The sequence below is a fragment of the Thiohalocapsa halophila genome (assembly GCF_016583825.1).
Classification (GTDB): Bacteria; Pseudomonadota; Gammaproteobacteria; order Chromatiales; family Chromatiaceae; genus Thiohalocapsa; species Thiohalocapsa halophila.
Window position 1 is genome coordinate 63,057 of record NZ_NRRV01000020.1, and the last position, 25,279, is coordinate 88,335.

The 25,279-nt window shown below is 69.9% G+C and carries 23 protein-coding genes; 12 read left to right on the forward strand and 11 right to left on the reverse strand.

Annotated features, from left to right (window positions below):
* The first annotated feature begins 62 nt into the window (after positions 1-62).
* The 4 genes from CKO31_RS10085 to CKO31_RS10100 all read left to right on the forward strand — a co-directional run bounded on the left by CKO31_RS10085 (position 63) and on the right by CKO31_RS10100 (position 3,341).
* Complete coding sequence (locus CKO31_RS10085) at positions 63-497, forward strand: nucleotidyltransferase family protein (protein WP_200236602.1); 435 nt, start codon at positions 63-65, stop codon at positions 495-497.
* Entirely contained in the window at positions 476-784 is a 309-nt protein-coding gene (locus CKO31_RS10090) for a HEPN domain-containing protein (protein ID WP_200236604.1), read from the forward strand. The genes CKO31_RS10085 and CKO31_RS10090 overlap by 22 nt, the downstream gene beginning before the upstream one ends.
* Complete coding sequence (locus CKO31_RS10095; RefSeq protein WP_200236607.1) at positions 784-2,022, forward strand: hypothetical protein; 1,239 nt, start codon at positions 784-786, stop codon at positions 2,020-2,022. The genes CKO31_RS10090 and CKO31_RS10095 overlap by 1 nt, the downstream gene beginning before the upstream one ends.
* A 113-nt stretch (positions 2,023-2,135) precedes the next feature.
* Positions 2,136-3,341: a geranylgeranyl reductase family protein gene (locus CKO31_RS10100; protein WP_200236610.1), complete on the forward strand. Its 1,206-nt coding sequence runs from the start codon at positions 2,136-2,138 to the stop codon at positions 3,339-3,341.
* 166 nt (positions 3,342-3,507) lie between these two features.
* Here CKO31_RS10100 and CKO31_RS10105 read toward each other — a convergent pair whose 3' ends face one another.
* Together CKO31_RS10105 and CKO31_RS10110 are read right to left on the reverse strand one after the other, a co-directional pair.
* The gene (locus CKO31_RS10105) at positions 3,508-4,380 is read right to left on the reverse strand and encodes a DUF1028 domain-containing protein (protein ID WP_200236613.1); all 873 of its coding nucleotides are present in this window, start codon (positions 4,378-4,380) and stop codon (positions 3,508-3,510) included.
* Positions 4,381-4,390: 10 nt separating this feature from the next.
* Entirely contained in the window at positions 4,391-4,861 is a 471-nt protein-coding gene (locus tag CKO31_RS10110) for a copper chaperone PCu(A)C (protein WP_200236616.1), read from the reverse strand.
* 417 nt (positions 4,862-5,278) lie between these two features.
* On the opposite strand from CKO31_RS10110, the gene CKO31_RS10115 reads away from it, so the two are divergent.
* A complete protein-coding gene (locus CKO31_RS10115; RefSeq protein WP_200236618.1) occupies positions 5,279-5,695 on the forward strand; it encodes a c-type cytochrome in 417 nt (138 codons plus the stop codon).
* 150 nt (positions 5,696-5,845) lie between these two features.
* Here the strand turns inward: CKO31_RS10115 and CKO31_RS10120 are convergent, their stop codons facing one another.
* The 3 genes from CKO31_RS10120 to CKO31_RS10130 all read right to left on the reverse strand — a co-directional run bounded on the left by CKO31_RS10120 (position 5,846) and on the right by CKO31_RS10130 (position 8,044).
* The gene (locus CKO31_RS10120) at positions 5,846-6,358 is read right to left on the reverse strand and encodes a SixA phosphatase family protein (protein ID WP_200236670.1); all 513 of its coding nucleotides are present in this window, start codon (positions 6,356-6,358) and stop codon (positions 5,846-5,848) included.
* Between the two features lie 119 nt (positions 6,359-6,477).
* Positions 6,478-7,359, reverse strand: coding sequence for a fructosamine kinase family protein (locus CKO31_RS10125; protein ID WP_200236621.1), 882 nt, complete (start codon positions 7,357-7,359; stop codon positions 6,478-6,480).
* Positions 7,360-7,432: 73 nt separating this feature from the next.
* On the reverse strand, positions 7,433-8,044 hold the full coding sequence (locus CKO31_RS10130) for an HNH endonuclease (RefSeq protein WP_200236623.1): 612 nt from the start codon (positions 8,042-8,044) through the stop codon (positions 7,433-7,435).
* 488 nt (positions 8,045-8,532) lie between these two features.
* Between CKO31_RS10130 and CKO31_RS10135 the strand changes: the two genes are divergently transcribed.
* The 4 genes from CKO31_RS10135 to CKO31_RS10150 all read left to right on the forward strand — a co-directional run bounded on the left by CKO31_RS10135 (position 8,533) and on the right by CKO31_RS10150 (position 14,052).
* On the forward strand, positions 8,533-10,731 hold the full coding sequence (locus CKO31_RS10135) for a primosomal protein N' (RefSeq protein WP_200236626.1): 2,199 nt from the start codon (positions 8,533-8,535) through the stop codon (positions 10,729-10,731).
* Positions 10,732-10,843: 112 nt separating this feature from the next.
* Positions 10,844-12,619: an arginine--tRNA ligase gene (argS, locus tag CKO31_RS10140; protein WP_200236629.1), complete on the forward strand. Its 1,776-nt coding sequence runs from the start codon at positions 10,844-10,846 to the stop codon at positions 12,617-12,619.
* Positions 12,620-12,632: 13 nt separating this feature from the next.
* Positions 12,633-13,238: an SPOR domain-containing protein gene (locus tag CKO31_RS10145; protein WP_200236631.1), complete on the forward strand. Its 606-nt coding sequence runs from the start codon at positions 12,633-12,635 to the stop codon at positions 13,236-13,238.
* Positions 13,239-13,461: 223 nt separating this feature from the next.
* Positions 13,462-14,052: a hypothetical protein gene (locus CKO31_RS10150; RefSeq protein ID WP_200236634.1), complete on the forward strand. Its 591-nt coding sequence runs from the start codon at positions 13,462-13,464 to the stop codon at positions 14,050-14,052.
* 156 nt (positions 14,053-14,208) lie between these two features.
* On the opposite strand, the gene birA is transcribed toward CKO31_RS10150, so the two are convergent.
* Both birA and CKO31_RS10160 read right to left on the reverse strand, forming a co-directional pair.
* The gene (gene birA / locus CKO31_RS10155; RefSeq protein WP_200236636.1) at positions 14,209-15,258 is read right to left on the reverse strand and encodes a bifunctional biotin--[acetyl-CoA-carboxylase] ligase/biotin operon repressor BirA; all 1,050 of its coding nucleotides are present in this window, start codon (positions 15,256-15,258) and stop codon (positions 14,209-14,211) included.
* Between the two features lie 38 nt (positions 15,259-15,296).
* Positions 15,297-17,162 (reverse strand): M61 family metallopeptidase, encoded by a 1,866-nt coding sequence (locus CKO31_RS10160; RefSeq protein WP_200236639.1) that lies wholly within the window; start codon positions 17,160-17,162, stop codon positions 15,297-15,299.
* A gap of 284 nt (positions 17,163-17,446) precedes the next feature.
* Between CKO31_RS10160 and CKO31_RS10165 the strand changes: the two genes are divergently transcribed.
* A complete protein-coding gene (locus CKO31_RS10165) occupies positions 17,447-18,247 on the forward strand; it encodes a SanA/YdcF family protein (RefSeq protein WP_200236642.1) in 801 nt (266 codons plus the stop codon).
* Positions 18,248-18,451: 204 nt separating this feature from the next.
* Here CKO31_RS10165 and xthA read toward each other — a convergent pair whose 3' ends face one another.
* The 4 genes from xthA to CKO31_RS10185 form a co-directional block, all read right to left on the reverse strand.
* On the reverse strand, positions 18,452-19,267 hold the full coding sequence (gene xthA, locus CKO31_RS10170; protein ID WP_200236645.1) for an exodeoxyribonuclease III: 816 nt from the start codon (positions 19,265-19,267) through the stop codon (positions 18,452-18,454).
* Between the two features lie 55 nt (positions 19,268-19,322).
* The gene (locus CKO31_RS10175; RefSeq protein ID WP_200236648.1) at positions 19,323-19,625 is read right to left on the reverse strand and encodes a hypothetical protein; all 303 of its coding nucleotides are present in this window, start codon (positions 19,623-19,625) and stop codon (positions 19,323-19,325) included.
* A 108-nt stretch (positions 19,626-19,733) separates the two neighbouring features.
* Entirely contained in the window at positions 19,734-21,194 is a 1,461-nt protein-coding gene (gene mgtE, locus CKO31_RS10180) for a magnesium transporter (protein ID WP_200236651.1), read from the reverse strand.
* A gap of 462 nt (positions 21,195-21,656) precedes the next feature.
* On the reverse strand, positions 21,657-23,162 hold the full coding sequence (locus CKO31_RS10185) for an RsmB/NOP family class I SAM-dependent RNA methyltransferase (protein ID WP_200236654.1): 1,506 nt from the start codon (positions 23,160-23,162) through the stop codon (positions 21,657-21,659).
* A gap of 148 nt (positions 23,163-23,310) precedes the next feature.
* Here CKO31_RS10185 and argE point away from each other — a divergent pair, with 148 nt between their 5' ends.
* Positions 23,311-24,480, forward strand: coding sequence for an acetylornithine deacetylase (argE, locus tag CKO31_RS10190; RefSeq protein ID WP_200236657.1), 1,170 nt, complete (start codon positions 23,311-23,313; stop codon positions 24,478-24,480).
* A 134-nt stretch (positions 24,481-24,614) separates the two neighbouring features.
* On the forward strand, positions 24,615-25,097 hold the full coding sequence (locus CKO31_RS10195; protein WP_200236660.1) for a Crp/Fnr family transcriptional regulator: 483 nt from the start codon (positions 24,615-24,617) through the stop codon (positions 25,095-25,097).
* Positions 25,098-25,279 lie beyond the last annotated feature (182 nt).

A 25,279-nucleotide genomic window follows, 5' to 3' on the forward strand; every position in this document is an offset into this window, starting at 1 on the left:
AGACCGCACGCGGCTCGCCGCGGCGGTTTACCCTGTCTGCGCCGGCGCCTAGACTCCCGGATATGCAAGCGTCCGACACAGCCCGCCCGGCGCCCGAGAGCGACGAAGCCTACCCCGTCGCCAGCCGGCGCAGTCCGCTGACACCGGGTGAGCGGGCACTGCTTGATGGTTTCGTCGCACGTGTGCTGACAGCGCTCGGTGAAGCCAGTATCGGGCGGATCATCGCCTTCGGCAGCCGCGCCCGCGGCGGGGGTCACGCCGACTCCGATCTGGATGTCGCGGTCCTGACCGCCCCAGCCGCGGATATGGATCGCACGGGAGCGGCTCAGCGCGCCCTCGCCGAAATCGCTGAAGCCGCACAGAACGGGTGGGACGTGCTGCCACCGCTGCGGCCGGTGCTGCTCGACCCCGCCCATCCACGAAACGCCAGCGAGCGGGCACTGCTGCGCGCCATCGAGCACGAAGGGATCGTCCTATGGTCGAGCCGGACAACCTGAGCCGCAGCCGCGACGAGCTTACGCTGCTCCTGGATGAGCTGCGGAGCTTCAGCGCGAACCGCACCGCCGGGATCCACCGCAAGTGCATCGCCAGCCTGTACTACGCAGCCTTCCATGCGGTGCGCGCCCTGCTGTTCTTCCATGGGCTGGACACCCGAACGCATGAAGGCACACAGCGGTTGTTCGCGGCGCACTTCGTCAAGCCAGGGCTCATGCCGAAGGCGCATTTGCGCTGCCTGGCGACACTGGAATCGGACCGTCTGCGCGCGGACTATCAGACCTTGTGATGACAGCCAGCATGATCGACGCCACCGGCAGCACGGCCGGCTGGGTTTGGCCCGGCCTCGCCACCGCCGGGCGGCGGCAGACCACACGCCGCGCCCTGCGCAGCGCAAGCGTTATCGAGTGGCGCTACTACGCCGTACTCGCACCCGCCTTCCACGGCATCGTCGGGCTGGCGGTGGTGAACCCGCGGCAGCACTTCGCCCGCGTGGCCGAGAGCGGGCTGCTGGTGATGATCGCCGGCGTGCTGGATCGCCCGTCGCTGCCGGCCACGGCCACAGCGTCGGACGAGCCGCTGTTGCCCCCGCCGCCCGCGGCCTTGTGCTGGATGCACCTGTTCCCCGCCGATGCCTGCAGCTTCGACGCCGCGGCTCCGGGGGGTGTCACCGCCGGCGACGCCGAGTGCTGCATTGCCGTCGCCCATGACGGCCCGGCGGCCGCCGACATCGAGATCGAGGCGGGCGCCGGCCTGCTGCTGCGGTTATCCCATGTCGGGCTCGCCGGCACCGCGCTGCCTGCGACCCAGGGCCGGGACTTCCCAGGCCCGCTCGGCAGCGGTTGGCTGGGCGCCCATTGGACCGTCGACTGTCCCTCGCCTGTGGCGGTCGCCGACGGCAACCTCGCCCTGGGCGGCAAGCTGCTGGAGCCCTTGGCGACGCGCCCCGGCAGCGAGCCCGGCCATGCCACGCCGGCGCTGCGCGAGCGCGTCGCCGCAGGCGACAATCACTGGACCTGGCAGGGCGCCGCCGGCTACTACGAGCACAGCTTCGGCATCCGACCCCTGCCGCTGCATGGTTGGGATTTTCTATTCGCGCCCGACGCTGAGCGACACCAAAGCGCGGCGTTGCAGACCTACAGGGGCAGCCGGGCACTGCGCTACCTGGATGTCTGCTGGCAGCAAGCCGGCGAGCACCGCCACCAGCGCTTCGATGCGGCATCGCTCGACCTCACCTGGCGTGAATCCGTCCAAGACCCCGTGCTCGGTGTGCGCCGGCCGGTGGTCCGGCAGGTCGAGGCGGCCGCTAACGGGCTGCGACTCCAGCTCACCAACCGCGTGCTGCACCGTATTCCACTGCTGCGCCGCGAGCAGTTGGCCGTCCGCCATTTCTTCATCAGCGAAGAGATCGGCGTCGCCGACTGGACACTGACGGACCGCCGGGGCACGGTGTTGGCCTCCGCCCGGGGGCAGCCTTGCGGCGGCGAGCTCGCCCATTTTCGCTGGCGGGCACCGCGCCCGCGCTGAACCGCCGCTGCGGCGAGTCACTGCGCGGAGCAGCCTGGCCATTGCAGGCTGCCGCCCGGCACCCACAACAACGGACGACCCCGGCGCCCAGCCGCCGGGGCGAGCGCACAGCCATGCATTACGACGTCATCATCGTCGGCGCCGGCCCGGCCGGCAGCGCCACCGCGCGCCACCTGGCCGACGCCGGCATGTCCACCTTGCTGCTGGACAAGTCGGACTTCCCCCGCGACAAGGTCTGCGGCGACTGCCTGAGCCCGCGGGCCCAGCACTACCTCGCACGCCTCGGCGTCCTGGAGCCCGTGGCCGCTGAGGCGCACGCAGCCACGCGCATCCGTTTCCGCGCGCCCGGCGGTGCCGAGGCCAGCGCGACGATCACCGCAGACGGGCGCCTGCCCGCGCGCACGCTGGTCCTGCCGCGCCGGCGTTTCGACCACTTGCTGCAACGCCACGCGCTGGCCGCCGGCGCGGACTTCCGGGTCGGTCATGTGCGCGCGCTACTGCCCACGGGCGGTGTCTTGCTCGGAGACACGGCGCTGCCGGCCCGGTTGGTAATCATCGCCACCGGCGCAGCGCTGTCGCTGATCAAGCACACGTCGCTGGCACCACGCAGCACCGTGCACACCGTCGCCGCACGGGCCTATTTGGGGGGCATGCAGCCACACGGACCGGATCTGCGCATTCTGCTGGACCGGCTGCCATTGCCCGGCTATGCCTGGCTCTTCCCCACGGGCGCGCACAGCGCCAATGTCGGGTGCTGGTATGCCGGCCCCGAGCCCATCAGCGCCCCTGCACTGCTGCGCGAGCTGCTAACCGAGCATCCGACCCTCGCGGCCCTGACCGCAGCCGCCCGCGGCTCCAATCGCATCGCAGGCTATCCCATCCGCTGCGACTTCCTGACCGCACCCAAGGTGGCCTCCGGCGTCTTGGCCGTCGGCGAGGCCGCCGGCTTGGTGAACCCATTCACCGGCGAGGGCATCGACTACGCACTGGAATCCGCAGAGCTGGCGGCCGCGGCCGCCAGCGCCGCTTTGTCGCAGACGGCAGCAGGCGAGACTGTGCCCGTCGCGGCGCTGGCCGACTATCCCAAGGCACTGAACCGGCGCTTTCGCAAGCTGTTCCGGGTCATGACGCTGGTACAACGCTATGGCAGCAGCCCCTGGGTGCTCGATCGGCTGTTCGGCCGCGGTCGGCAAGGGCAGCCCTTGCTGGACCGGCTGGTGCAGGTCTGTTTCGGGGCGGCGCCGCCGACGCGCCTGCTGGCCCCTGCGGCTTTGGTCGGGCTGCTGTTGAGCCGTCCGCGCCGTCCCGGGGCCGACTAGTGCAGCGCGGCAGACCGCTCGGGTTGCTCGCCGCTGCTGTCGTCACACGAGTGCGAGGCTGTGGAAGCTCGGAGACCGTTCTTGGTCCTGATCGGGGTCGGCGTCGGAATCGGTCAGCGAATCTCTGTCTTGGTGCACTCGGGGAAGGGTCGGAAGCTCTGCCAGCTCAGGCAGGCGGCGGATAGCGCCGGCGCAGATCCGCAAGCACCTCCGCATCCACGAGCGCATCGTCGCGCAGACGGTTGTCGTAATTCTCAGCGCCCATGAAGCGCTTCAGCAGCGCGATCTCGCTCTCGCCCCAGTCCGGGGTGTCCGGCAAATCGCGGAAGCCGGCACGGCGCATGATCGCCTTGAGCTCCCGGGCCTTGGGGTCGTCGATGGGCAGCAGCTGGTCCGGGTCGCTCGGAAAATAGGACAGGCGGTGCAGCCGATAACAGCGGCCGAGCTCCGTGATGGGCTCGGGGTGGTCGTAGACCGAGATATCCACATGGCGCCCGTTGTAGCCACCGTAGCCGCCGCCTGGCTTGACCACCAAGATGGCCGCCGACTGCTGCCCGCGCAGCTCGCCGCCGGCGTCCCGCCCGGCGGCGAGCGCGGCGATCAGGCGCTCTGCGAGCTCACCGGTGCTGGCCTCGAAGGTATCGAGCATGGCCGTCACCACAGACGCGTCATGGAGGGTGTTGCCGCTGGCGACAGCGTCGGCCCGCACGCCGGCACCGGCAAAGCCGTCCCAACCGCGGACCTCGGCGCCGGTGTGCACCGCCGCCGGCCCGTCCGGCCCCAGCACCGCCAACTGGCGCTCACCGGCGGCCGGATCATCCCGCAGCAGGGTCTCCAACACAGCCGCGGCACCGAGGCCGCGACGCAGCAGCTCGAGCCCGTCGTCGCCGTGGCGCGGATTGGCGAAGGCTTGGGTGGTGATGCAGCCGACACCGGCGGCGCCATGCAGCGCAATGGAGCCGGCGCCGGGGAACTTGGACTGCACCGCGGCGCCGATCTCATCGGCGGCGGTGTCGCGGGCGATGAGGCTGTAGGTCATAGCGGCGTCTTCAGTGCGCGTGGTGTCCACCCATGGCGCCGGCGTCGATGCGCCGCACGGGTGCGGTGATCGACTGGCGGGCACCGTCGTCGAAGATCAGGGTCAAGGCCACGTCCATACCCGGCTGCAACTGCTCCGCGAGTCCGATCAGCATCACGTGCAGCCCGCCGGGGGCCAGTGTCACCGCCTCCCCCGCCGGCAGCTCGATGCGCTCGATGCGCCGCATCTGCATCATGCCGTCGTCCATGGTGTGGGTGTGCAGCTCCACCGTGTCGGCGGCGGTGCTCTCAGCAGCCACCAGCGCGCGGTCGCTGTCGCCGGTGTTTCTGAGGACCATGAAAGCCGCACTGTTCGCCTGCCCCGGGGGCACGGCGCGGGCGTAGGGATCAGAGACGTCAATGGCGCCGGCGTCGCCGGCGTGGAGGTTCGCGGCCGCGCAGCAGAGCGCGGCGACGGTGAGCATGCGCAGATTCGTGGGCATCAGTGGCTTCCTGAATGGTTCGAGCGGGCGCGACGCCCGCATTGGCTCGGCCACCGCATTGGTGGCCGGCATCCTCGATGGCGCCGGGCTCAGCACTGAGCGGGCCGGCGCGGCTCGGCGGCGAGCATCACCACCGGCTCACACCGGCCGGTCGCAGCCGGCGCGCGGTGTCGCCGCCAGCGCTGATGCCCGGCCCTGCGCGTTGGCCGCCGCGCGAGCGGCGCGGGACGCGGGCGGTGCCGAGGCCCGATGCGCGCCGACCCGGTGGGCGCGACCCGTCGGGTCGAGTGTGTCATCCTTGGCGGCTTAACCGCGGAAGTCTAGCGCAGCCTGAGCCGTCAGCGGAATCGTCTTGACTGCGACGCGCTTTGCCCTCCCCGCAGAGACAGAACACCTAGACCCCAGGATCAGCAAGTCATGCTTCGAATGCTTTCCGTGCGCAGCGCCGGTGTCCTTGCCCTGTCCGTCCTCGTGCTCGTGGGCTGCGGTCCGCAGGGCAACGGCGCCGCGGACTTCGAGATGCCGCGCTTCGAGGACCCGATGCTCGCCGAAGGACGCGCGGTCTGGATGGGGACCTGCCGCGCCTGCCACCTGTTGGGGGTCGCCGGCGCCCCGGCGGTCACCGATTACGACAACTGGGAGCCGCGCATCGCCAAGGGGATGCCGGCGCTCTACAAGGGACCCATGCACGGCATCAAGGGCGAGGACGGCAAATACAAGATGCCGCCCCGGGCCGGCAATGACCGGCTCTCCGACACCCAGATCAAGCGCGCCGCGGACTACATGGTGGCAGCGGTGGAATACTTGCATCAGCGGACGCAGGCGCCGCAGTGACAGCGCAACCGCAGCGGGCGCTGGCTTGCCGTGCTCACAGCGGACAACGGCGTGCAACGAGGCAGCGCAACGCTGGGCGTGACCAAAGCCAATGTGGCGCGACCGGCGCCTTAAGCGGCTTCGTTGCGGGCTGTGCGACTCGCTTCGCCGCTATTTGAGCTGCTTCGCTCGCACGATGCCGACGAGTCCGGCACAGCCGTAATCGAGGCGCGACCAGTCCTCGGGCATCTCTAGGCGGGCCAGGGCCGCCGTGGGCAGCAGCTTACCGTCATCCGGCTCGTCGAGATCGGGACCGGCCAAATGCCGCAGCAAGCCTTCCAAGCCGGGGTTGTGTCCTACCAGCAGCACCAGTTGCGCTGCGGAGGGCACGCGGCTTAGCACGTCCATCAGCGCTTGCAAATCCGCCTCGTAGATATCTGCGTCCCAGACGATCTCTTTCTTGGACAAGTCGAGGCACTTGCACACCTTGAGCGCGGTCTCCTGTGCCCGCTGTGCCGGCGAGCTAACGATCAGTGCGGGAATTAGGCCCTCACGGTAGAGCCATTCCCCAACGCGCGGGGCGTCTTTCCGGCCCCGCTTTGCCAGGGGGCGCTCGAAGTCAGAGGCGGCACCACTGTCCCAGTCCGACTTGGCGTGGCGCAGAATCAACAGCTCGCGGGGCATGCGGGAGAGGCGATCCGGGGTGTTCAGGGGCTGGTGTGCCTTGGGGCGCACCATGACGGCCCTGTTTTAACACAACGGTAACCTGCACGGAATACGGGGACCGCCGCGCCCCCCGGTGCTCAGCCCACAGCCGCTAGCAGCCGGTCCATCATGCGCTCGGCTTGGCCGCCGTAGCCCCCGCCGAAGAGATTGAGGTGGTTCAGGATGTGGTAGAGGTTGTAGAGGGTTTTGCGCGTCTCGTAGCCCGCATCCAAGGGCCAGGCGGCGTTGTAGGCGGCGTAGAAACGACTGCCGAAGCCGCCGAAGAGCTCGGTCATGGCGACATCCGCTTCGCGGTCGCCGTAATAGCAGGCGGGATCGAAGATGACCGGGTTGCCTTGGTCGTCGCCGCTGAAATTGCCGCCCCACAGATCCCCGTGCAGCAGCGAGGGTGCCGGGGCATGATCCAGCAGCGCACCGATCTGCTCCAGCAGGCGCGCGCCGCGCTCTTGCAGGCGGCCGCCGTAGCCGTTGCGCGCAGCGAGCTCCAGCTGAAAGCCAAGCCGATGCTCGCACCAGAATCGCACCCAGTGCGCATCGCGCTGGTTGGGCTGCGGGGTCGAGCCGATGGTGTTGTCCCGGTGCCAGCCAAAGGTGTCGGCGGTGCTGCGATGCATGGCCGCAAGCTCCTCCCCGGCGCGGGCGGTGGTTGCGCCGCCGCTGCCGCCCAAGGGGATGTACTCCATGGCGATGAAGGCCTGCCGACCGCCTGTGCCGCAGCACAGCGGCCGCGGCACCCGAATGCTGTCGGTAGCCGCCATGGCCGCGAGGCCGTCGTACTCCGCCTCGAACATGTCCAGGCGCGAGGCGTCATTCAGCTTCACGAACCACCGCCGGTCGCCGTCGGCGAGCACGGCGGCGGCATTGATACAGCCGCCGCCGACCTGGCGCGGCTGCTTCGGGTCGAACGGCTCGCCGCTGGCCGCGGCGATCTGCGTGGCGATCTCGGACCAGTCTGTCATGATGCAGGCTGTCGGTGCGATGGATGTCCACCGCCGCACGCAGCGGCGCCCGGCGGTGGCGTGGCAGGGGCGGTCAGCCCGTCGGCAAGCGACGCAGCAGCGGCGACGTGCGCGGAAAATGCGCCCGTAGGAACTCCATTTGGTCCGCCAGCACATGCCGACCCATCAGGTAGATGTACTCGGCATGGGTGGGGGTGAAGGGCACCGCGAGCAGCTCCATGCCCGCCGCTTCGGGCGTGCGCCCGGCCTTGAAGTTGTTGCAGCGCACGCAGGCGGTGACGACGTTGGTCCAGACATCCGCGCCGCCGCCGCTGATGGGGCGGACATGGTCGCGGGAGAGATGCCGGGAGGAAAAGCGCCCGCCGCAGTACATGCACAGGTGGTCGTCGCGCTGAAACAGCGTGCGGTTGGACAGCGGCGGCACGTAGTCCTCACGCAGCTTGCTCAGCGCGTGGTGGGTGCCATGCGTCGCAATGATGCTATGGATCTGCAGACTGCTGCGGCAGCGCGTCTGGGCGTTGATGCCGCCGCGCAGCAGCATCAAGGGATTACCGCAGGCGTAAGCGACCTGACCGAGGAAGTAGAGCCGCGCCGCTGCTTTGTAATCCACCCACTCCAGCGGCATGCCCGCCAAGTCAGTGCGCAAGATCTGAGTGCGCAGAACCTGTTGGCTAAGAGACACCATGACTCGACACCGGTCAGGAGTTGGCGAGCATAATACAGACCCGGCGGCGCGTTGCAACGCCTTGTGCAAGATGGTTGCCAGTATTCGAGTCAACCTGCGCCCCCCAAAGCCGGCTCCAAGCCAGCCCAAGCCAGCCCAAGCCCATGACCGCGGCATCCTTGTCAGGTTTTGCACAAGCGCACGACGGCGCGCGCAATGGCCCGCCAGACGACCCTTGATCTCAATCAGTAATCGCTGAAATATTATAAGTCATTGTTTTTATTAGACTCTAAATCACTGGCCAATTCTTGGCCAATCTCACGGAATCGTAACGGTGGCGCACGGTCGCCGCTGGTCCCAACGGCTTATCCACCAAGTTATCCACAACAGCTGTTGAAAAGCGCACAGCACGGCCACCGCAAGCGCTTTTGAGCTGTGTCAACCCCTCAGCTCGGCCCCTGGCGCCCAAGCGCCGCATGCCCGCTGCCAATCCAGAGCCATCCGCGCAAATGCCTTCCGTGGTCCGCGTCGCCGTCGCAGCGCCTGTCGGGGAGCTGCTGGACTATCTCCGCCCCGCCTCCGGTAATGTCAGTCCGGGCATGCGGGTGCTGGTGCCCTTGGGGCGCGGGCAGCGCGTAGGCATGATCGCGGCCGTCAACCAGCCCACCGACCTGCCCTCGGCACGGCTCAAGCGCATCGCGACGGTCCTGGACCCGACCCCCCTGCTGACCCCGGCGGACCTCAGCTTCCTGCTCTGGGCGAGCGAGTACTACCGGGGAGACCCGGGCGAGGCACTGTTCGGCGCCTTGCCTGCGCGCCTGCGCCGCGCACAGCCATTGCTCGACGACCGCCCCCTCGGCTGGCGCGTGCGCGCCGGCGCTGTTGCCGAGCCGCCCGATTTGCGCCGTGCACCGCGCCAGGGTGCGGTGCTAGCGCTGCTCACCGCCGCCCCGCAGGGGCTGACGGATGCCGCCGTGCGGACCGCGCTTGGCGACTGCTCCGGACCCTTGCGCGCGCTCGCCGCGCGGGGCCTGGTGGAGCGCTGCCGGCTCGACGCACCCGCTGCGGCGGCTGTCACCCAACTGCCCCAGCCCGAGCCGCCCCCATCGCTGAACGAGCATCAGGCGGATGCAGAAGCGGTGGTCGCCGCGAGCCAAGGCTTCGGCTGTTTCCTGCTCGACGGCGTCACCGGCAGCGGCAAGACCGAGGTCTATCTGCGGCTCATCGCCCGTGTGCTGGACGCCGGCCGCCAGGTGCTGGTGCTGGTGCCGGAAATCGGACTCACGCCGCAGCTGCGCAAGCGCTTCGCCCGCCGCGTGCCGGCCCCCATGGCGGTGCTGCACTCGGGCCTCGCCGATACGGACCGCGAGCGCGCCTGGCGCGCCGCCGCCGGCGGCGAGGCCCGGCTGCTGCTCGGCACCCGCTCGGCTGTGTTCACGCCACTGCCGCAGCTGGGGCTGGTCATCGTCGACGAGGAGCACGACCTGTCGCTGAAGCAGCAGGAGGGGTTTCGCTACTCCGCCCGGGACCTTGCCGTGCGCCGCGCCCAGCAGGCGGGCTGTCCCGTGGTGCTGGGCTCGGCCACGCCGGCACTGGAGACCCTGCACAACGCCCGCAACGGGCGCTACCGCCACCTACGCCTGCCCGAGCGCGCCGGCCGCGCCGTGGACCCGGAGATCCTGCTGGCGGACATCCGCGCCCAACCGCTGGAGACGGGTCTCAGCCATGCGCTGCTCACGCGCATGGAGCGCGAGATCGACGCCGGCAACCAGGTGCTGTTGTTCCTGAACCGCCGCGGCTTCTCGCCCGTGCTCACCTGCCACGACTGCGGCTGGGTGAGCGAGTGCACCCGCTGCGATGCCCGCATGACCCTGCACCGCGGCCGCGCCATTCTCGTCTGCCACCATTGCGGCCTGGAGCACCGCCAGCCGGTGCAATGCCCCTATTGCGCATCGCCGGACCTGCGCCCGCTCGGCCAAGGCACCGAGCGGGTCGAAGACACCCTGCGCCAGCGCTTCCCGGGCCTGCCGCTGGCGCGCATCGACCGCGACAGCACCCGCCGGCGCGGCGAGCTGGAGCGGCTGCTGACGGCGGCAGCCCGCGGCGAGCACCGCATTCTGCTGGGCACCCAGATGCTCGCCAAGGGCCATCACCTGCCGGGCGTCACCCTGGTGGGCATCCTGGACCTGGACCACGGCCTCTACGGCAGCGATTTCCGCGCCACCGAGCGCATGGCGCAGCTGCTGGTGCAGGTGGCGGGCCGCGCCGGGCGCGCCGAGCGCCCGGGCACCGTGCTGCTGCAGACGCGCCACCCCCAGCACCCGATGCTGCAGCTGCTGCTGCGCGACGGCTACGGCGCCTTTGCCACCGCCGCCCTGGCCGAGCGCGAGGAGGCCAACCTGCCCCCTTTCAGCCACCAAGCCATGCTGCGGGCGGACAGTCCCAAGGAGCAGGCGGCGCTGGATTTTCTGCTCCAGGCGCTGGCGGCGGCGCGGCCCCTGGCACCGCAGGACGTCGAGTTCTGGGGCCCGGCGCCGGCACAGATGGAGCGCCGGGCCGGGCGCATCCGCGCCCAGCTCCTGCTGCAGGCGCCCACCCGCGCCCTGCTCCAGGGCGTGCTCGCGCCGCTGCTGCCGGCGTTGCGCGCGCTCAAGGCGCCGCGCGAGCTGCGCTGGAGCGTCGACGTCGACCCGCAGGAAAGCCTCTGAGCGGTGCAGACCCTCAAAGCACCTTTCCGGTATCCTTGCGGGCTTAAAGCGCGGGCCGTTCGGCCCACTGCCGGCAGCCCCTGAAACCGCCCTAAGCGACGAGCCGAGCCGCATGAAGTCCGAGATCCAGCACACCCTGCAACAGGCCCTGGAGGCCCTGCGCGCCGCGGGCGTGCTTGCCGAGCTGCCGGCGCAGCCGCCGCAGGTGGAGCGCGCCCGCGACCCTGCGCACGGCGATTTCGCCAGCAATGCCGCCATGGTGCTGGCCAAGCAGGCGCGCATGAAGCCGCGGGATCTCGCCGAGCGCATCGTCTCGGCGCTGCCGGCGTCTGCGGCCGTCGCGGCGGTGGAGATCGCCGGGCCCGGCTTCATCAACTTCCGCATCGCCGAGGCCGCCTACCGGGCCCTGGTGCCCGAGATCCTGCGCGCCGGCCCGGACTACGGGCGCTCCCGGCTCGGCGCCGGCAAGCGCGTGCAGGTGGAGTTCGTCTCCGCCAACCCGACGGGCCCGCTGCACGTCGGCCATGGCCGCGGCGCCGCCTACGGGGCCGCGGTGGCGGATCTGCTGGCCTATGTCGGCTTCGACGTGCATCGCGAGTACTACGTCAACGACGCCGGCCGCCAGATGGACATCCTGGCCACCTCGGTGTGGCTGCGCTACCTGGAGCTTTGCGGCGAAGCGCTGGACTTCCCATCCAACGGCTACAAGGGCGACTACGTCTGGGACATCGCCGCGAGCCTCCACCGTGAGCACGGCGACGACTACCGCGTGGCTGCCGACACCGTCCGCGAAGGCCTGCCGCCGGACGAGCTCACCCCCGGCGACGGCGGCGACAAAGAGGCGCACATCGACGCCCTCACCGCGGCGGCCAAGCGCCTGCTCGGCGACAACCGCTACCGCTTGGTCTTCGAGCTCGGGCTCAATACCATCCTCGACGACATCCGCGCCGACCTCGCAGAGCTCGGCATTACCTACCAGGAGTGGTTCTCGGAGCGCTCGCTAGTAGAGTCCGGCGCCGTCAACCGCGCCATCGAGCGCCTGCGCGAGGCGGGCCATGTCTACGAGCAGACCGGGGCGCTCTGGTTTCGCTCCACCGCCTTCGGCGATGACAAAGACCGGGTGCTGGTGCGCGAGAACGGCCAGACGACGTATTTCGCCTCTGATATCGCCTACCACATGGACAAGGTGGAGCGCGGCTTCACCCGCGTCATCGATGTCTGGGGCGCCGACCACCACGGTTATGTGCCGCGGGTGAAGGCGGCGCTGTCGGCGCTTGGTGACGACCCGCGCCGCCTGGACGTGCTGCTGGTGCAGTTTGCGGTGCTCTACCGCGGCGGCGAGAAGATGCAGATGTCCACGCGCTCCGGTGAGTTCGTGACCCTGCGGGAGCTGCGCAAAGAGGTGGGCCGGGATGCCGCGCGATTCTTCTATGTCATGCGCCGGTGCGAGCAGCACATGGATTTCGACCTGGATCTGGCCAAGAGCCGCAGCGCCGACAATCCCGTCTACTATGTCCAGTATGCCCATGCCCGTGTCGCCAGCGTGCTGCACCAGGCGGCCGAGCGGGGCATTGCCTTGGATCTGACGCCCGTACCGGGCCACGGCAAGCTGGAGCGCCTCACCGAGGGCCACGAGATCGCCCTGCTCAAGACCCTGGCGCGCTGGCCGGAGGCCGTGGAGGCTGCCGCCCTCACCGAGGAGCCGCACCAGCTCACGCACTACTTGCGCGGGCTGGCCAACGACTTTCACACCTATTACAACGCCCATCAATTCCTGGTGGACGACGCGGAGCTGCGTGATGCCCGCGTGCAGCTGATCCTGGCCGTGCGTCAGGTGCTGCGCAATGGGCTGAATCTGCTCGGCGTCTCCGCGCCGGAGCGCATGTGATCGAGACAGCCGCATGACCCGAGACTATCGCAAGGGCTCTCCGCCCCCGCGCCGCCGCAAGGAGCCCCGCGGCACCTGCGCCTTCTGGTTCTTGGCGGGCGGCTTGGTGGGCGCCTTCGGCGTCGGCGCCGCCTGGCTGTATCACGAGCCGACGGGCACCGGCGAGCCCGCCACCGCCGCCGTACCGCAGGACGAGCAGCCCGCCGAGCCCAAGCCCAAGCCCAAGTTCGACTTCTACGAAATGCTGCCCAGAGAAGAAGTCGTGGTGCCCGCCGAGCGCGAGCCGGAGCCTGTGCCGCTGCCGTCGCAGCAATCGCCTACGGCGCCCGAGCAGACGGCCAAGGCCGAGACCAGACCGGCGCCGGAGCCGGCCCCGAGCACCACCGGCAACAGCTATCTGCTGCAGGTGGGCTCCTTCCGGCGCAGCGGCGACGCCGAGAAGCTCAAGGCACAGCTGGCGCTGCTCGGCATTCAGACCTCCGTCCAGACGGTCACCATCGACAGCGGTCAGACCTATCATCGGGTGCGCACCGGCGCCTACGCCAAGTCCGAGGCCAACTCGGTCCGCGCCAAGCTGCAACAGAACGGCCACAAGCCCATGATGATGCGTGCCCAGTAGCCGGCGGTGCCGTCTCGGGCAATCGCACCGCACTCCCGCTGCGGCGCCGTTACACCACCGCAAAGCCGCCGGAGCCCCTTCAGGACCGGCCCTTGATTCAGACCCGCAAACGGACCAGCCGATGCCGTACAACCGCACTCTCCGCCCCGTCATCGACCGCCCCAACAGCGGGGGCCGCCCGCCGCGTCACACCGCTCGGGTCTACACCAGTCGAGCCCGAAGGATGGCGGCGCCGGCCGCAGCCCTGCTGATGCTGCTGCTCGCCGGCTGCGCCGCCGACAATCCCATGCAGGGCGCCCTGCGCGAGAGCATCGGCAACCCCTTCGGCGGGCCCACGAAGGAGGGCTTTCAGTCCCTGGTGCGCAAGCATTGCGGCGACCGGATGGTGGGCGGACAGTCCGTCGCCGAGCTGATGGACAGCGACACCACCTTCCGTCAGCTCACCGCCCGTCTCTACCGCGGCGACATTTCCAACGACGCCTTCATGAAGCTCGTCCTGGACGAGCACCCGGCGCCCGACGCCAACATCCCCGCCACCGGCTGTGTCGTCCGCCAGCTCGATATCTGCTTCAACAGCAGATGCGACGGCAGCGCCGGCGAATCCCCGGACGCCGTCGCCGCCGGGGACCTCGACGCCATGCGCCAGGCCAACCTCGACGAGCTGCCGGATGCCGACCCGGACGCGCTGGAAACACTGGGCGACGGCGACGTCGCCACAACGCCGGACCCCATGGCAACCTCGACCAGTGGCGCGCCGGCGGCGGGTGAAGCACCCGAGACCGCCACCGAGATCGCCGAGCCCGACAAGCCATGAGCCCGGGCCCTGTCGCTGGACCCCGAATGACATCAAGAGCACCAATTTTCGGAACACCGGCGAAGCGCCCTGCATCACCCCCTTGAGCATCACCCCCTCGAGCATCACCCCGCCGAGCCGGGAAGGAGCGCCAGTGCTCATTCTTGCTGGCGGATTTTATTTGCCTTGCTTCGTGGCCTTCGTGGTGAAATCGCCTTTCTGTTTGGTGCCGGCAGCGCCGGGCCGAAGACTGACCTCGCCGCCATGGAAACATTGGCGTCCCGCGGCGGTGTCCAGCAGCAGACCCCCGTCGCCGGCGACGCCGGCGGCGATGCCGGCCACGCGCCGCTCCCCCGTCACCACCTCCACGGACTCGCCCAAATAGGCGTCGAAGGCGTGCCAGTCCGCGAGGAAAGGCGCGAGTCCGGCATCCCCGTAGTCCGCGAGCGCGTCGACGAGCCCCTCGATGAGCCGCGCCGCCAGGGCATTGCGCTTGGGCGCGGCATCCCCGAGTGCGGTGGTGAGGTCGCTCCAGGGCTGATCGATGTCCCGGGCCTGCTCCGCGCTGAGGTGTAGATTCACGCCGAGGCCCACCACCACATGGCTCGGCCCCTGGGACTCGCCGGCCACCTCCAGCAGCAGGCCCCCCAGCTTGCGGCGGCGCCAATGCAGATCGTTGGGCCATTTGAGGCCGATCTCCGCGATGCCGCTGGACTTGAGCACACGCGCCACCGCCACCCCACAGGCGAGGCTGAGCCCGCCGAGCTCCGCCGGCGCGAGGGTATAGCGCCAGAGCACGGACAGATAGATATTGGCGCCGAAGGGGGAGACCCAGCCGCGGCCCGATCGCCCCCGGCCCGCGCGCTGGCGCTCGGCGAGACAAACGGACCCGCAGGCACCGCCGTCTGCGGCGCACTGCATCAGCCGGGTGTTGGTTGAGTCGACGACCTCCAGCACCTCGATGCCCGCGACCCGAGCGCCGGCCGTCTTCGACAGCGCCGCACGAATTCGGGCGGCTTCCAGCAGCTCCAGTGGCCGGCGCAGCCGGTAGCCGCGTCCACGCCGGCTCTCGATCTCCAGTCCCAGCTCGTCGGCGGCCCGGCGCAGGGTCTTCCAGACGGCGGCCCGGCTGATACCCAGGCGGGCGGCCACCTCGGCGCCGGAGTACAGCCCGCCGTCGGCCAGCAGGTGTAGGATCTCGCGCCGGCGGGACGCACCGGTTTCCATGGTAAGCGCCGACTTACGCTGCTCTTCTGCCAGTGGACTCAGGCGCCGACCACGCTCGCGAGCCAATCCCGGCGCTGCGCCAGCACATCCGCCGGCGCACGGTCGTCCAATCGCAGCTCGCAGACATCCGCCGGCGCCGCCGCCGGTGTCAGCTGGAAGGTCATCAGCTCGTCCCGGCGAAAGGCATGCACCTGCACCGCGCGGCCGATGGGCAGGGCGCGCAGGCGCTTGCCGGCGCTGTGACCGTCCACCTTGAGGCCGTCGACGGCGATGATGACATCGCCCGCCGCCAGCCCGGCGCGCTGCGCCGGGCGTGCGTCTAGCACCACGCCTACCTTGGCCTTGCCACCCGGGGCGAGCCGGAGGCCGACATCGCTCACCGGCTCGACGGGCGCGAGCTCATCCGCCACGTTGCCGAAGTCCTTCGGCCCCTTGCTCGGGCGCAGGCGCATGTCCACACCGACAGTGGCGAGCAGCCCCGCCAGGTCCAGATCCTCGGTGCCGTCCAAGGCTTGGTCGAAGAAGTCCGACAGGTCCAGACCGGCGACCTCTGCTACCAGGGCCTCGATGCCGTGCTCCGGCACGCCGGCGCCGCTGCGGTCGGCGCGCTCGCCGTAGCGCTCCCACATCGCGCGCATGACGTCGTCCAGCGAGCGGCGCCCCGCGGTGTCGCGGCGGATGGTGAGATCCAGCGCCAGCGCCGTGAGCGCCCCCTTGCCGTAGTAGCTGACGATGGCGTTGGGTGCATTCTCGTCCTGTTTGTAGAACTTGGTCCAGGCGTCGAAGCTGGACTCGGCGACGCTCTGGCGCAGCCGGCCCGGGTTGCGCATCACCTTGGTGACGGTCTCGGCCAGCAGCTCCAGGTAGCCCTTGGCGTCGATCCGCCCGCTGCGCACCAGCGCCAGGTCGTCGTAGTAGGAGGTGATGCCCTCGAAGGCCCAGAGCAGGCGGGTGTGCACCTCGCGCTCGAGGCCGCCCTCGACAAAGGCCGCCGGGCGGATGCGCTTGACGTTCCAGAGGTGGAAGTACTCGTGGCTGCAAAGCCCGAGGAACTTACGGTAGTCGCCGTCGGCATGGGCCGCATCCGACTTGGGCGCCGTATCGCCGGGCGGTGCCGGCAGGTCGTCGCGGCTGCACAGCAGGCTGGAGGAGTACTTGTGCTCCAGGCCGCCGTAGCCGTCACCCACCACCTGGGTCAGAAACAGATAGCGGTCCGCCGGCAGCTCGCCGAACAGCGCCGCGTGCTCCTCGCAGATGGGCACGAGGTCCGCGGCGATGCGGGTCAGATCCGCCCGATGGCGGCCGCTCACGGCCATCCAATGCGGGATATCACGGACCTTGAAGGCGATGACATCGAACCGACCCATCTCCACCGGGTGGTCGATGAGGTCGTCATAGTCCCGGGCGCGATAGCTCCCGAAGGCCCAGCGCTCGGCGCCGTCCCGGGCCAGGCTGGTGGCGACGCTCCAATCCCCGCACTCGGCGTCCAGCGGCGGTCGCAGCTCGACCCGGCAGGGCGCGTGATCGCGCCCGTGCACGCGCAGGAACAGGCTCGGGCCATTGAAGTAGCCATGGGTGCGGTCCAGGTGCGCCGAGCGTACCGTGAGCTCCCAGGCGTAGACCTCGTAGTGGATGTGGAGAGTGCCGCTGCCGGCGGGCGCCTGCCAGGTCTGCTTGTCCAGCTTCTCGAGCTGCACCGGCTTACCGTCGCGCTCGGCGCTGATGTGCAGGATGTTGCGGGCGAAGTCGCGGATCATGTAGCTGCCGGGAATCCAGGCCGGCAGCGACAACGTCAGCGTCGCCGGCTCGCCGCCGGTGTCCGGAATGCTGAGATCGACGGCAAAGACGTGGGCGGCCGGGCGGGCCGGGGTGACGCAGTAGCGGATGGGCGCGATGTCAGGCATGGGTCGGGGGTCGAGCTCAGGGGTCGGGAGTCGCAGGCAGCCGCGGCACGGGCGGCGGCGAGCGCATACAGCGCTAGAAGATCGGGACGACGAGTCGGATCGCCAGCCCGCGGCGCGGCGCTCGCCGGCCCGGCCCGGCCCGGTCCGGCCGCACTCTATAACATGGGTCAGGATTTCGGCTCGACCGGTCGCGCGCCGTATGTCTTGGGGTGGAAAAGCATGGCGCGTTTGTGCCTACAATCGGGCAACGTCCGACAAGTGTCGGCGAGACAAGGACATCCACCGTGTCTGATTCGTCCCACACACTACCGGCCGCCGCCGAAGCGCCGCCAGACACCGGCGGTTATCAGAGCTCGCAGCCAGCCCTGCCTCCGCCGTCGGGCGGCGACGCACCCGCGCCCGCTGCGCGACGCCGCCACAAGCGCCGGCGGCTCGCGGCGCTGGCCGCGGCCGGTCTCCTGACGCTGGCTGCGGCGGTGCCAGCGGCCATCGATGCCATGGTGACGGCGAGCACGGCGGACGCCATCGCCAGCGGCGTGGATCAAGTCGAGCCGAAGCCCGTAGCACTCCTGCTCGGCACCGCGCAGCGCACTGTCGCTGGTCGGCCGAACCAGTTCTACCGCGCCCGCATCGAGGCGGCGGCGGCCCTGTTTCACAGCGGCAAGGTGCAGGGCATCCTCGTGAGCGGCGACAATGCCACCCGCTGGTACAACGAGCCCATTGCCATGCAGAAGGACCTCATCGCCGCCGGCGTGCCGGCGCAGTTCATCACCCTGGACTATGCGGGCTTCCGCACCCTGGACTCGGTGATCCGCGCCAAAGAGGTCTTCGGGCAGCAGCAGGTCATCATCGTCAGCCAGCGCTTCCACGCCGAGCGAGCCATCTTCCTGGCTCGGCACTTCGGGCTGGATGCCAGCGCTCTCGCCGCAGCGGACCCCGCGGAGCAGAGCCTGCTCAAGGTCCGCGCTCGGGAGGTCCTCGCCCGCGTCGCCGCCGTACTGGACATCGTCATCGGCCGCGACCCCAAGTTCCTGGGCAAGCCGGAGACCGTGCGCCTGCGCAGCGTCGTCGACGACGCCGTCTGAAGCCCCGGGCGGCGCGCCGATTTCCGGGATCCCAGTCCTCGAGCAGAACGCACTTGTACACCCATCGCACACCGGTTTTCGGTTTGTGACGCGAAAAACCTGCTGATGTGTCTTCTCTTCCTCGAGCCTCGCTCCTCGAAACTCGCTCCTGTCCCCTGTAACAAAGGCGCACGGCAGATGCCCGAGCGCGGGTTCAGCATAGGCTCACGCCAAATCGATCCACACCGGACAATGATCCGACGGCTTCGTGAGTCCGCGGATGTCGTAGTCGATGCCCGCATCACGCAGGCGCGCGCGCAGCGGCTCGGTGATCAGGATTAAATCGATGCGCAGCCCGCGCTTAGGCTCGCGCTCGAAGCCGCGGGAGCGATAATCGAACCAGCTGAAGCGGTCCGCGACCTCGGGATGCAGGACGCGGTAGGCGTCGATCAGACCCCAGTCCATGATGGACTGCAGCCAGTCCCGCTCCTCCGGCAGGAAGCTGCATTTGCCCGTGCGCAGCCAGCGCTTGGCGTTGTCCTCGCCGATGCCGATGTCGGCGTCCAGCGGCGCCACGTTCATGTCGCCCATGACGATCAGCGGCTCGTCCGGGCGGTAGCGCTCGCGCAGATAGGCGCCGAGGTCGGCGTAGAATTTCTCCTTGCCCGGGAATTTCACCGGATGGTCGCGGCTCTCCCCCTGCGGGAAGTAGCCGTTGATGACGGTGACCGCTTCCCCATCCGGCAGGGTGAACTTGCCGGTGATGGCGCGGCGCTGCGCCTCCTCGCCGTCGGTGGGGAAGCCCTTGCAGACGGCCGCGGGCGCGGCCTTGCTGAGCAGCGCCACACCGTAGTGACCCTTCTGGCCGTGGTAATGCGGCTCATAGCCCAGGCCCTGGATCATCTCCAGCGGGAAGGCCTCGTCCGCCACCTTGGACTCCTGGATGCCGATGACGTCGGGGTCGTGCTTGGCCTTGAGGGCTTCCAGCTGATGCGGGCGGCTGCGGATGCCGTTGATGTTGAAGGAGACGAATCTGGGCATGGGGGTGGCTTGGTCTCAGCTTGGCTGTCGGGCCTCCTGGCGTCGGCCCGACCTTCTATGACGACATGACCTCATAGGTCTCGCGCTGCCCCATCTCGCGGCCGTGCTCGTAGGCCTTGCCCCAGGGCAGGTGCTGCTGGTCGCGGGCGCGGTCGTAGGGGTCGGGGGCGACGGTGCGGGCGAGGGCCTCGCTATGGCCGAGTGCCGTCAGCGCGGCGGCCATGCCGTTGGCGTAGCCGCGGTTGTACCAGAGCTGGGAGTCGTCCTCGCGCTCCAGGTAGCCGTCGGACTCCTCCGTCAGCTCGGTAAGCAGGCGCAGTAGCTGGTTCAGCAGCTCGGGGTCGGACACGATGGACAAGGATGTTGCAGAAAGGCGTGAAGGCTAGCATGCAGCGGCGCGCCAGCTCCAGCCAATTACATATACCGTCACCATAATCTTGGGGGCCGGGATGCGCCTTTGGGCGGTCTACGGCAGCAGCGGCAGGTAGAAGAGCGACATCATCAGGAAAAAGATCATCACCGACAGGATGTCGTTGCCGGTGGTGATGAACACGCCGGTGGCCATCGCGGGGTCGATGCCGAGCTTGTCCAGCACGATGGGGATGGTCGCACCCACGGCGACCGCCACCACCACCACCGTCAGCAGCGACAGCCCCGCCCCCGCCGCGAGCACCATGGGCGCATCGAAGTCCATCACCTGGGCGACGCCGATCACCAGCGCCACCAGCACCAGCGCGGCGATGGCGCCATTGGCGAGCGCCGCCAGCAGCTCCTTCATCAACCGCCAGCCGAGGTCGGCGAACTTGACCGTGCCGGTGGAGAGCCCCTGCACCGCCACCGTGCTCGCCTGGATGCCCGCGTTGCCGGCCATGGACATGACGATGGGGATGAAGCTGGCCAGGATCGCGGCCTTGGCCAGCTGGTCCTCGAAGGCGCCAACCACGGTCGCCGACAGGCTCGCGCCGGCGAGGCCGATGAGCAGCCAGGGGATGCGCCCGCGCACGATACGCACGATGGATTCGTCCGGGCGGGTGTCCGCCGGCAGCCCGGCCATCAGGTTGCGGTCCTCCTCGGCCTCCTCGCGCAGCACCCGGCGCAGCTGTTTGGGCGTGATGCGGCCGATGAGCCGGCCGTCGGCGTCCACCACGGGCACCACGGACAGCTCGTAGCGATCCGCGATAGCGGCGACCTCCTCCTGGTCGGTGTCCGGGCCCACGGCGACGAAGTCGGTGCTCATGACATCGGCCACCCGCGCCTCCTTGGGCGAGAGCAGCAGGTCGCGCAGGCGCAGGTAGCCCAGGGGGTGGTGCTCGGCGTCGACGACATAGACGGCGTAGAGCTTCTCGATGGCGCGGGCGTTGGCGCGGATCTCGTGGGTCACCTGGCCGACGGTCCAGTCTGGCGGCACGGCGACGAACTTGCGGCTCATGATGCTGCCGGCGGATTCCTCTCGGTAGTCGCGCAGCGACTCGATGGCCCCACGGTCCTTGAGCCGCGGCAGCACCTGCGCCTCCACCTCGTCCGGCAGGTCGTCGAGCTGATCGGCGGCCTCCTCCGGCTCCATGCCGTCCAGCACGTCCACCAGGCGCTGCACCGTGCAGTCCTCCAGCAGCGCGGAGCGGAAGGCGGGATTCAGCTCCGCCACCACACGGGTCTGCAGCTTGTCCAGCCACCCGAAGAGCTTGCGCGCACGCTTCAGCGGCAGGTGCACGATGAGCGCGAGCAAGTGCTGCGGCGGCCAGCGCCTGATGGCGCGCTTGACGGCATCCTTCTCGCCCGCCTTGATCATGCGTGCGAATGCGTCCACCACCGCCGCGTTGTGCTCGTCGAGGTCGTCGCTGATGCCGGCATCGCCCACCGGCCGCCACACCAGCGGCACCTCGGGAGTGCCTGGCTCGGCTTGCGGCGATGGATCGGACTTGGGCATGACTGGATCCTCCGGCAGTGGAGCCGACGGTCCCGACCGTCGGTGCGCTGGGGGGCGCTATGCTAACCCGAGCGGACACCGACGCCGATGACCGCGCGGTGACGACCCCAATATGCAGGCGAGCGGTGCAGCCTGCTCGTCGGGCCTCCTGTCCCCGGCCCGACCTACGCCGGGGTGCGCGACCGACGGCTGTCCGCAGCTTCGTAGGTCGGGCTGAGGAACGAAGCCCGACACCGCGCTCGGCCGTAACCACCTGATTCTCTGGCCTCCTGTCCCCGGCCCGACCTACGCCGGGGTGCGCGACCGACGGCTGTCCGCAGCTTCGTAGGTCGGGCTGAGGAACGAAGCCCGACACCGCGCTCGGCTGTAACCGCCTGATTGTCTGGCCTCCTGTCGTCGGCCCGACCCCAAGGCATCTGCGCCACAGCAGCCTGCGCCGCGTGCCCAGTCTCCAGGCGGCGCTCAGACCGCCGCAGTGCAGCCGCTCCACTTGCGCGGGAACAGGCTCTCCAGCTCCCCGGAGCGATGCAGCACGGCGACGCCAAGCGCGTATCCCCGGTGGCGGACGATTACCTGCCCGGACCCACAGGCAGCCGTTTGGGCGGGCGTCGGCCGCAGCGTCTGCCGGCGCAGATAGGCGTCGCGCTCGGCGGCTGCATCCAGGTCCAGCACCTGGCGGGTCGCCTGCGGACCCAGCAGCAGCGCGCCGGCGGTGGTGAGCTTGGGCGGGCGGATGTTGGTGCGATGGAAAAAGAGCCCGCTACCCTCGGGACGGGGCGCCGCCGGCGGCACGTGGTCGCGCGCCGCCAGATGCAGGCCGCGGCGGGTCTGGCGATGGGCCCGGAACTGCGCCGCGATGGGCTCGGCGATGCCGTAGTGCGCGGCCAGGCCGATGCACCATTCGGCGTCCTCGTCGTCGAGCGCAAGCGCCAGCGGCTCCGGCTCCGGCAGTCCCGGCGCGGCGGCCTCCTTCTCCAGCACGGCGATGAAGAAGCCGCCGCTGTCGTTCGCGTGCGGCCACACCCGCAGACAGCCGGCGAGGTCCGCCGGCAGCGTCCGACCCTGCCAGAGCGTGATACCCGGGCCGCCCACAAAGCCGGGCAGGTCTGCCCACGCGGGCGCCGGAAGCAGCTTGAGCCGGCCGTCCTGCTCGGCGAGGATGTCCGCCACCACCAGCTCGTTCTCCTCCGGCGCGAAGGTGCAGGTGGAGTAGACGATGCGACCGCCCGGGCGGCAGAGCTGGACGGCCTTGCGCAGCAGGGCCCGCTGCCGGCCCGCCATCCGCGTGCTGCGCTCGGGGCCGAGCTTCGCGACCAGGCCCGGATTGCGCCTGAGCGTGCCCTCGCTGGAGCAAGGGGCGTCCACCAGGACGCGGTCGAAGGGCCCGGCGGCGGCGGGATAGTTGCCGCCGTCGCAGCGGCTGGTGGTGACGTTGACCACCCCGAGCCGGTCCAGGTTGCCCTGCAAAGCCGCGATGCGGTCCATGGCGAAGTCGTTGGCCAGCACCGTGCCGCGGTTGCCCAGTGCCAGCGCGATCTGCGCGGTCTTACCGCCGGGGGCCGCGCACAGGTCCAGCACCCGCTGGCCGGGGCACAGGTCCAGCGCCAGCACCGGCAGCTGGGAGACCGCCTCCTGCGCATGGGCCAGCCCAGCGCAGTACCACCAGTGCTGCCCGGCCTTGAAGCCGGGCGGCAGCATCAGCGCCGTGCCGGGGGCGTCCGCCAGCCAGGGCACGGGCGCGCTCGGCACGCCCTGCGCTGCCAGCACCGCCGCCGGCACCGCGCCGTCGCAGCGCCCGGGGCGGCTCCAGATGCAGGTGCCGAGCGGGCGGCACAGGCTGTCGATGAAGCCGTCCCATTCGTCCACCACCTGCCCGAACAATGGGCGGTAGCGCGCCAGGGCCTCGGCGAGGGCGGCCGGGCTCGGCACAGGCGTCGGGGTCGATGGGTGGGTGTCGGCGGAGGACATGCGGCGGAGAAGGTCAGGGCTGGAACGACGCACAAACGTGGCAATCTACAGAAAACCGGCGCCGGCGCCCACGGCTCGTCCCGCAGCCTGCCGAGGACAGCCGAGCGCTTTGCCTTGCGCCAAACCGACTTCGCCACCGGAGAGTCCGATGCACCAGATCCCCGCCACCGAGGCACCACCCCTGCGCCGCATGCTGGAGCAGCTCATCGCCACGCCCAGCGTCAGCAGCGTGCAGCCGGCATGGGACCAGAGCAACCGGGCGGTGCTGGAGCCCCTGGCGGACTGGCTGCGGGCGGCGGGCTTCAGGGTGGAGCTCCTGGAGATACCGGGACATCCGGACAAGGCCAATCTGCTCGCGACCCTCGGCAGCGGCCCGGGCGGGCTGGTGCTCGCCGGTCACTCGGACACCGTGCCCTATGACGCGGCCCTGTGGCAGCACGATCCGCTGGCGCTCACCGAGGACGGCGGGCGCCTCTACGGCCTCGGCACCTCGGACATGAAGTCCTTCCTGGCGCTGGCCATCGAGGCCGCCCGCGGGCTGGACGCCGGGCAGCTCGAACACCCGTTGATGATCCTGGCCACCGCCGACGAGGAGTCCGCCATGCACGGCGCCCGTGCGCTGGTGGCCGCCGGCCGCCCGCTGGGCCGCCATGCGGTCATCGGCGAGCCCACCGGCTTGCGGCCGGTGCGCGCCCACAAGGGCGTCATGGGCGAGACCATCCGGCTCATCGGCCGCAGCGGCCACGCCAGCGACCCGAGCCTCGGCAACAACGCCATCGAGGGCATGCACGCCGTGCTCACCGCGCTGCTCGGCTGGCGCGATACGCTGAGCCACGAGCACCGCGACCCGGCCTTTGGCATCGCCTGGCCCACGCTCAACTGCGGCCACATCCACGGCGGCGACAACTTCAACCGCATCTGCGGCCAATGCGAGCTGCACATCGACATCCGCCCGCTGCCCGGCCAGGAGCCGGATACGCTGCGCTCCGAGCTGCGCCGGCGGGTGGCCGAAGCCGCCGAGCCCCGCGGTCTGCAATGGACGGTGGAGCCGCTGTTTCCGAGCATCCCGCCGGCGGACACCCCGGCCACCGCCGAGATCGTCCGCGCCGGCGAGGCACTCAGCGGCCATGCGTCGGAGGCCGTGAGCTTCGGCACCGAGGCGCCCTTCTTCAACGCGCTCGGCATGGAGACCATGGTGCTCGGCCCGGGCGACGTCGCCCAGGCTCATCAGCCGGACGAGTTCCTAGCGGTGGAGCGCATCGAGCCCATGCTCGGTATGCTGCGGGGGCTGATCCAGCGGTTCTGCCTGACGGCCTGACCGCGCGGGTCAAGACCAAACAGGCCGGCCACGGCCACGGCATGTCACCAGCGGTCACACTCCCGCGCTAGACTGGCGGGAATCCCGCCGGCGCGGCCAGCCGGCACCGTTGCGCAAGACCTCGGTGGCAGCCCATGCAAGCACTCGACATCGCCCAAGTCCTGTCCCAATCCACCCTCGGCGCCGAGCTGACGGCCGACGAATGCCAGGCCCTCGCCGGGATCATGGGCGTTCGGCCCGTGCCCGCCGGCGAGACCCTGGTCCACGAGGGCGAGCAGCGGCGCACGCTCGTCTTACTGGCCCGCGGCAAGCTCAACGTCTGCAAGGAGGTGGACGGTCGGGAGGAAACGGTCTACCAGATGCGCGTCGGCGAATGCGCCGGCACGCGGGCCTTCATCGACGGCTCCCCGCGCAAGGCCGCACTCTGCACCGACACCGACAGCCTGGTGCTGACGCTGGAGCCCGAAGCCTTCGAAGGCCTCATCGAGACCCAGCCCAGACTGGTATACAAGGTCATGCGGGCCATCTTCCGCATCACCCACTCGAACCTCATGCGCGTCAACCTGGAGAGCGCCGAGCTGCGCAACTACATGATGAAGACCGGCGGCAGGTATTGAGGGGGAAGTAGCGAGGGGCGAGTTGCGAGGGGCGAGTAGCGAGTAGCGAGTAGCGAGGAAGATCAGACCTGCTCACCTCCATCGAGCCTCCATCACACTCGCCCCTCAGCCCTCAGCCCTCAGCCCTCGATACTCGCCCCTCGATACTCGATACTCGATACTCGCCCCCATGCGCCCCAACC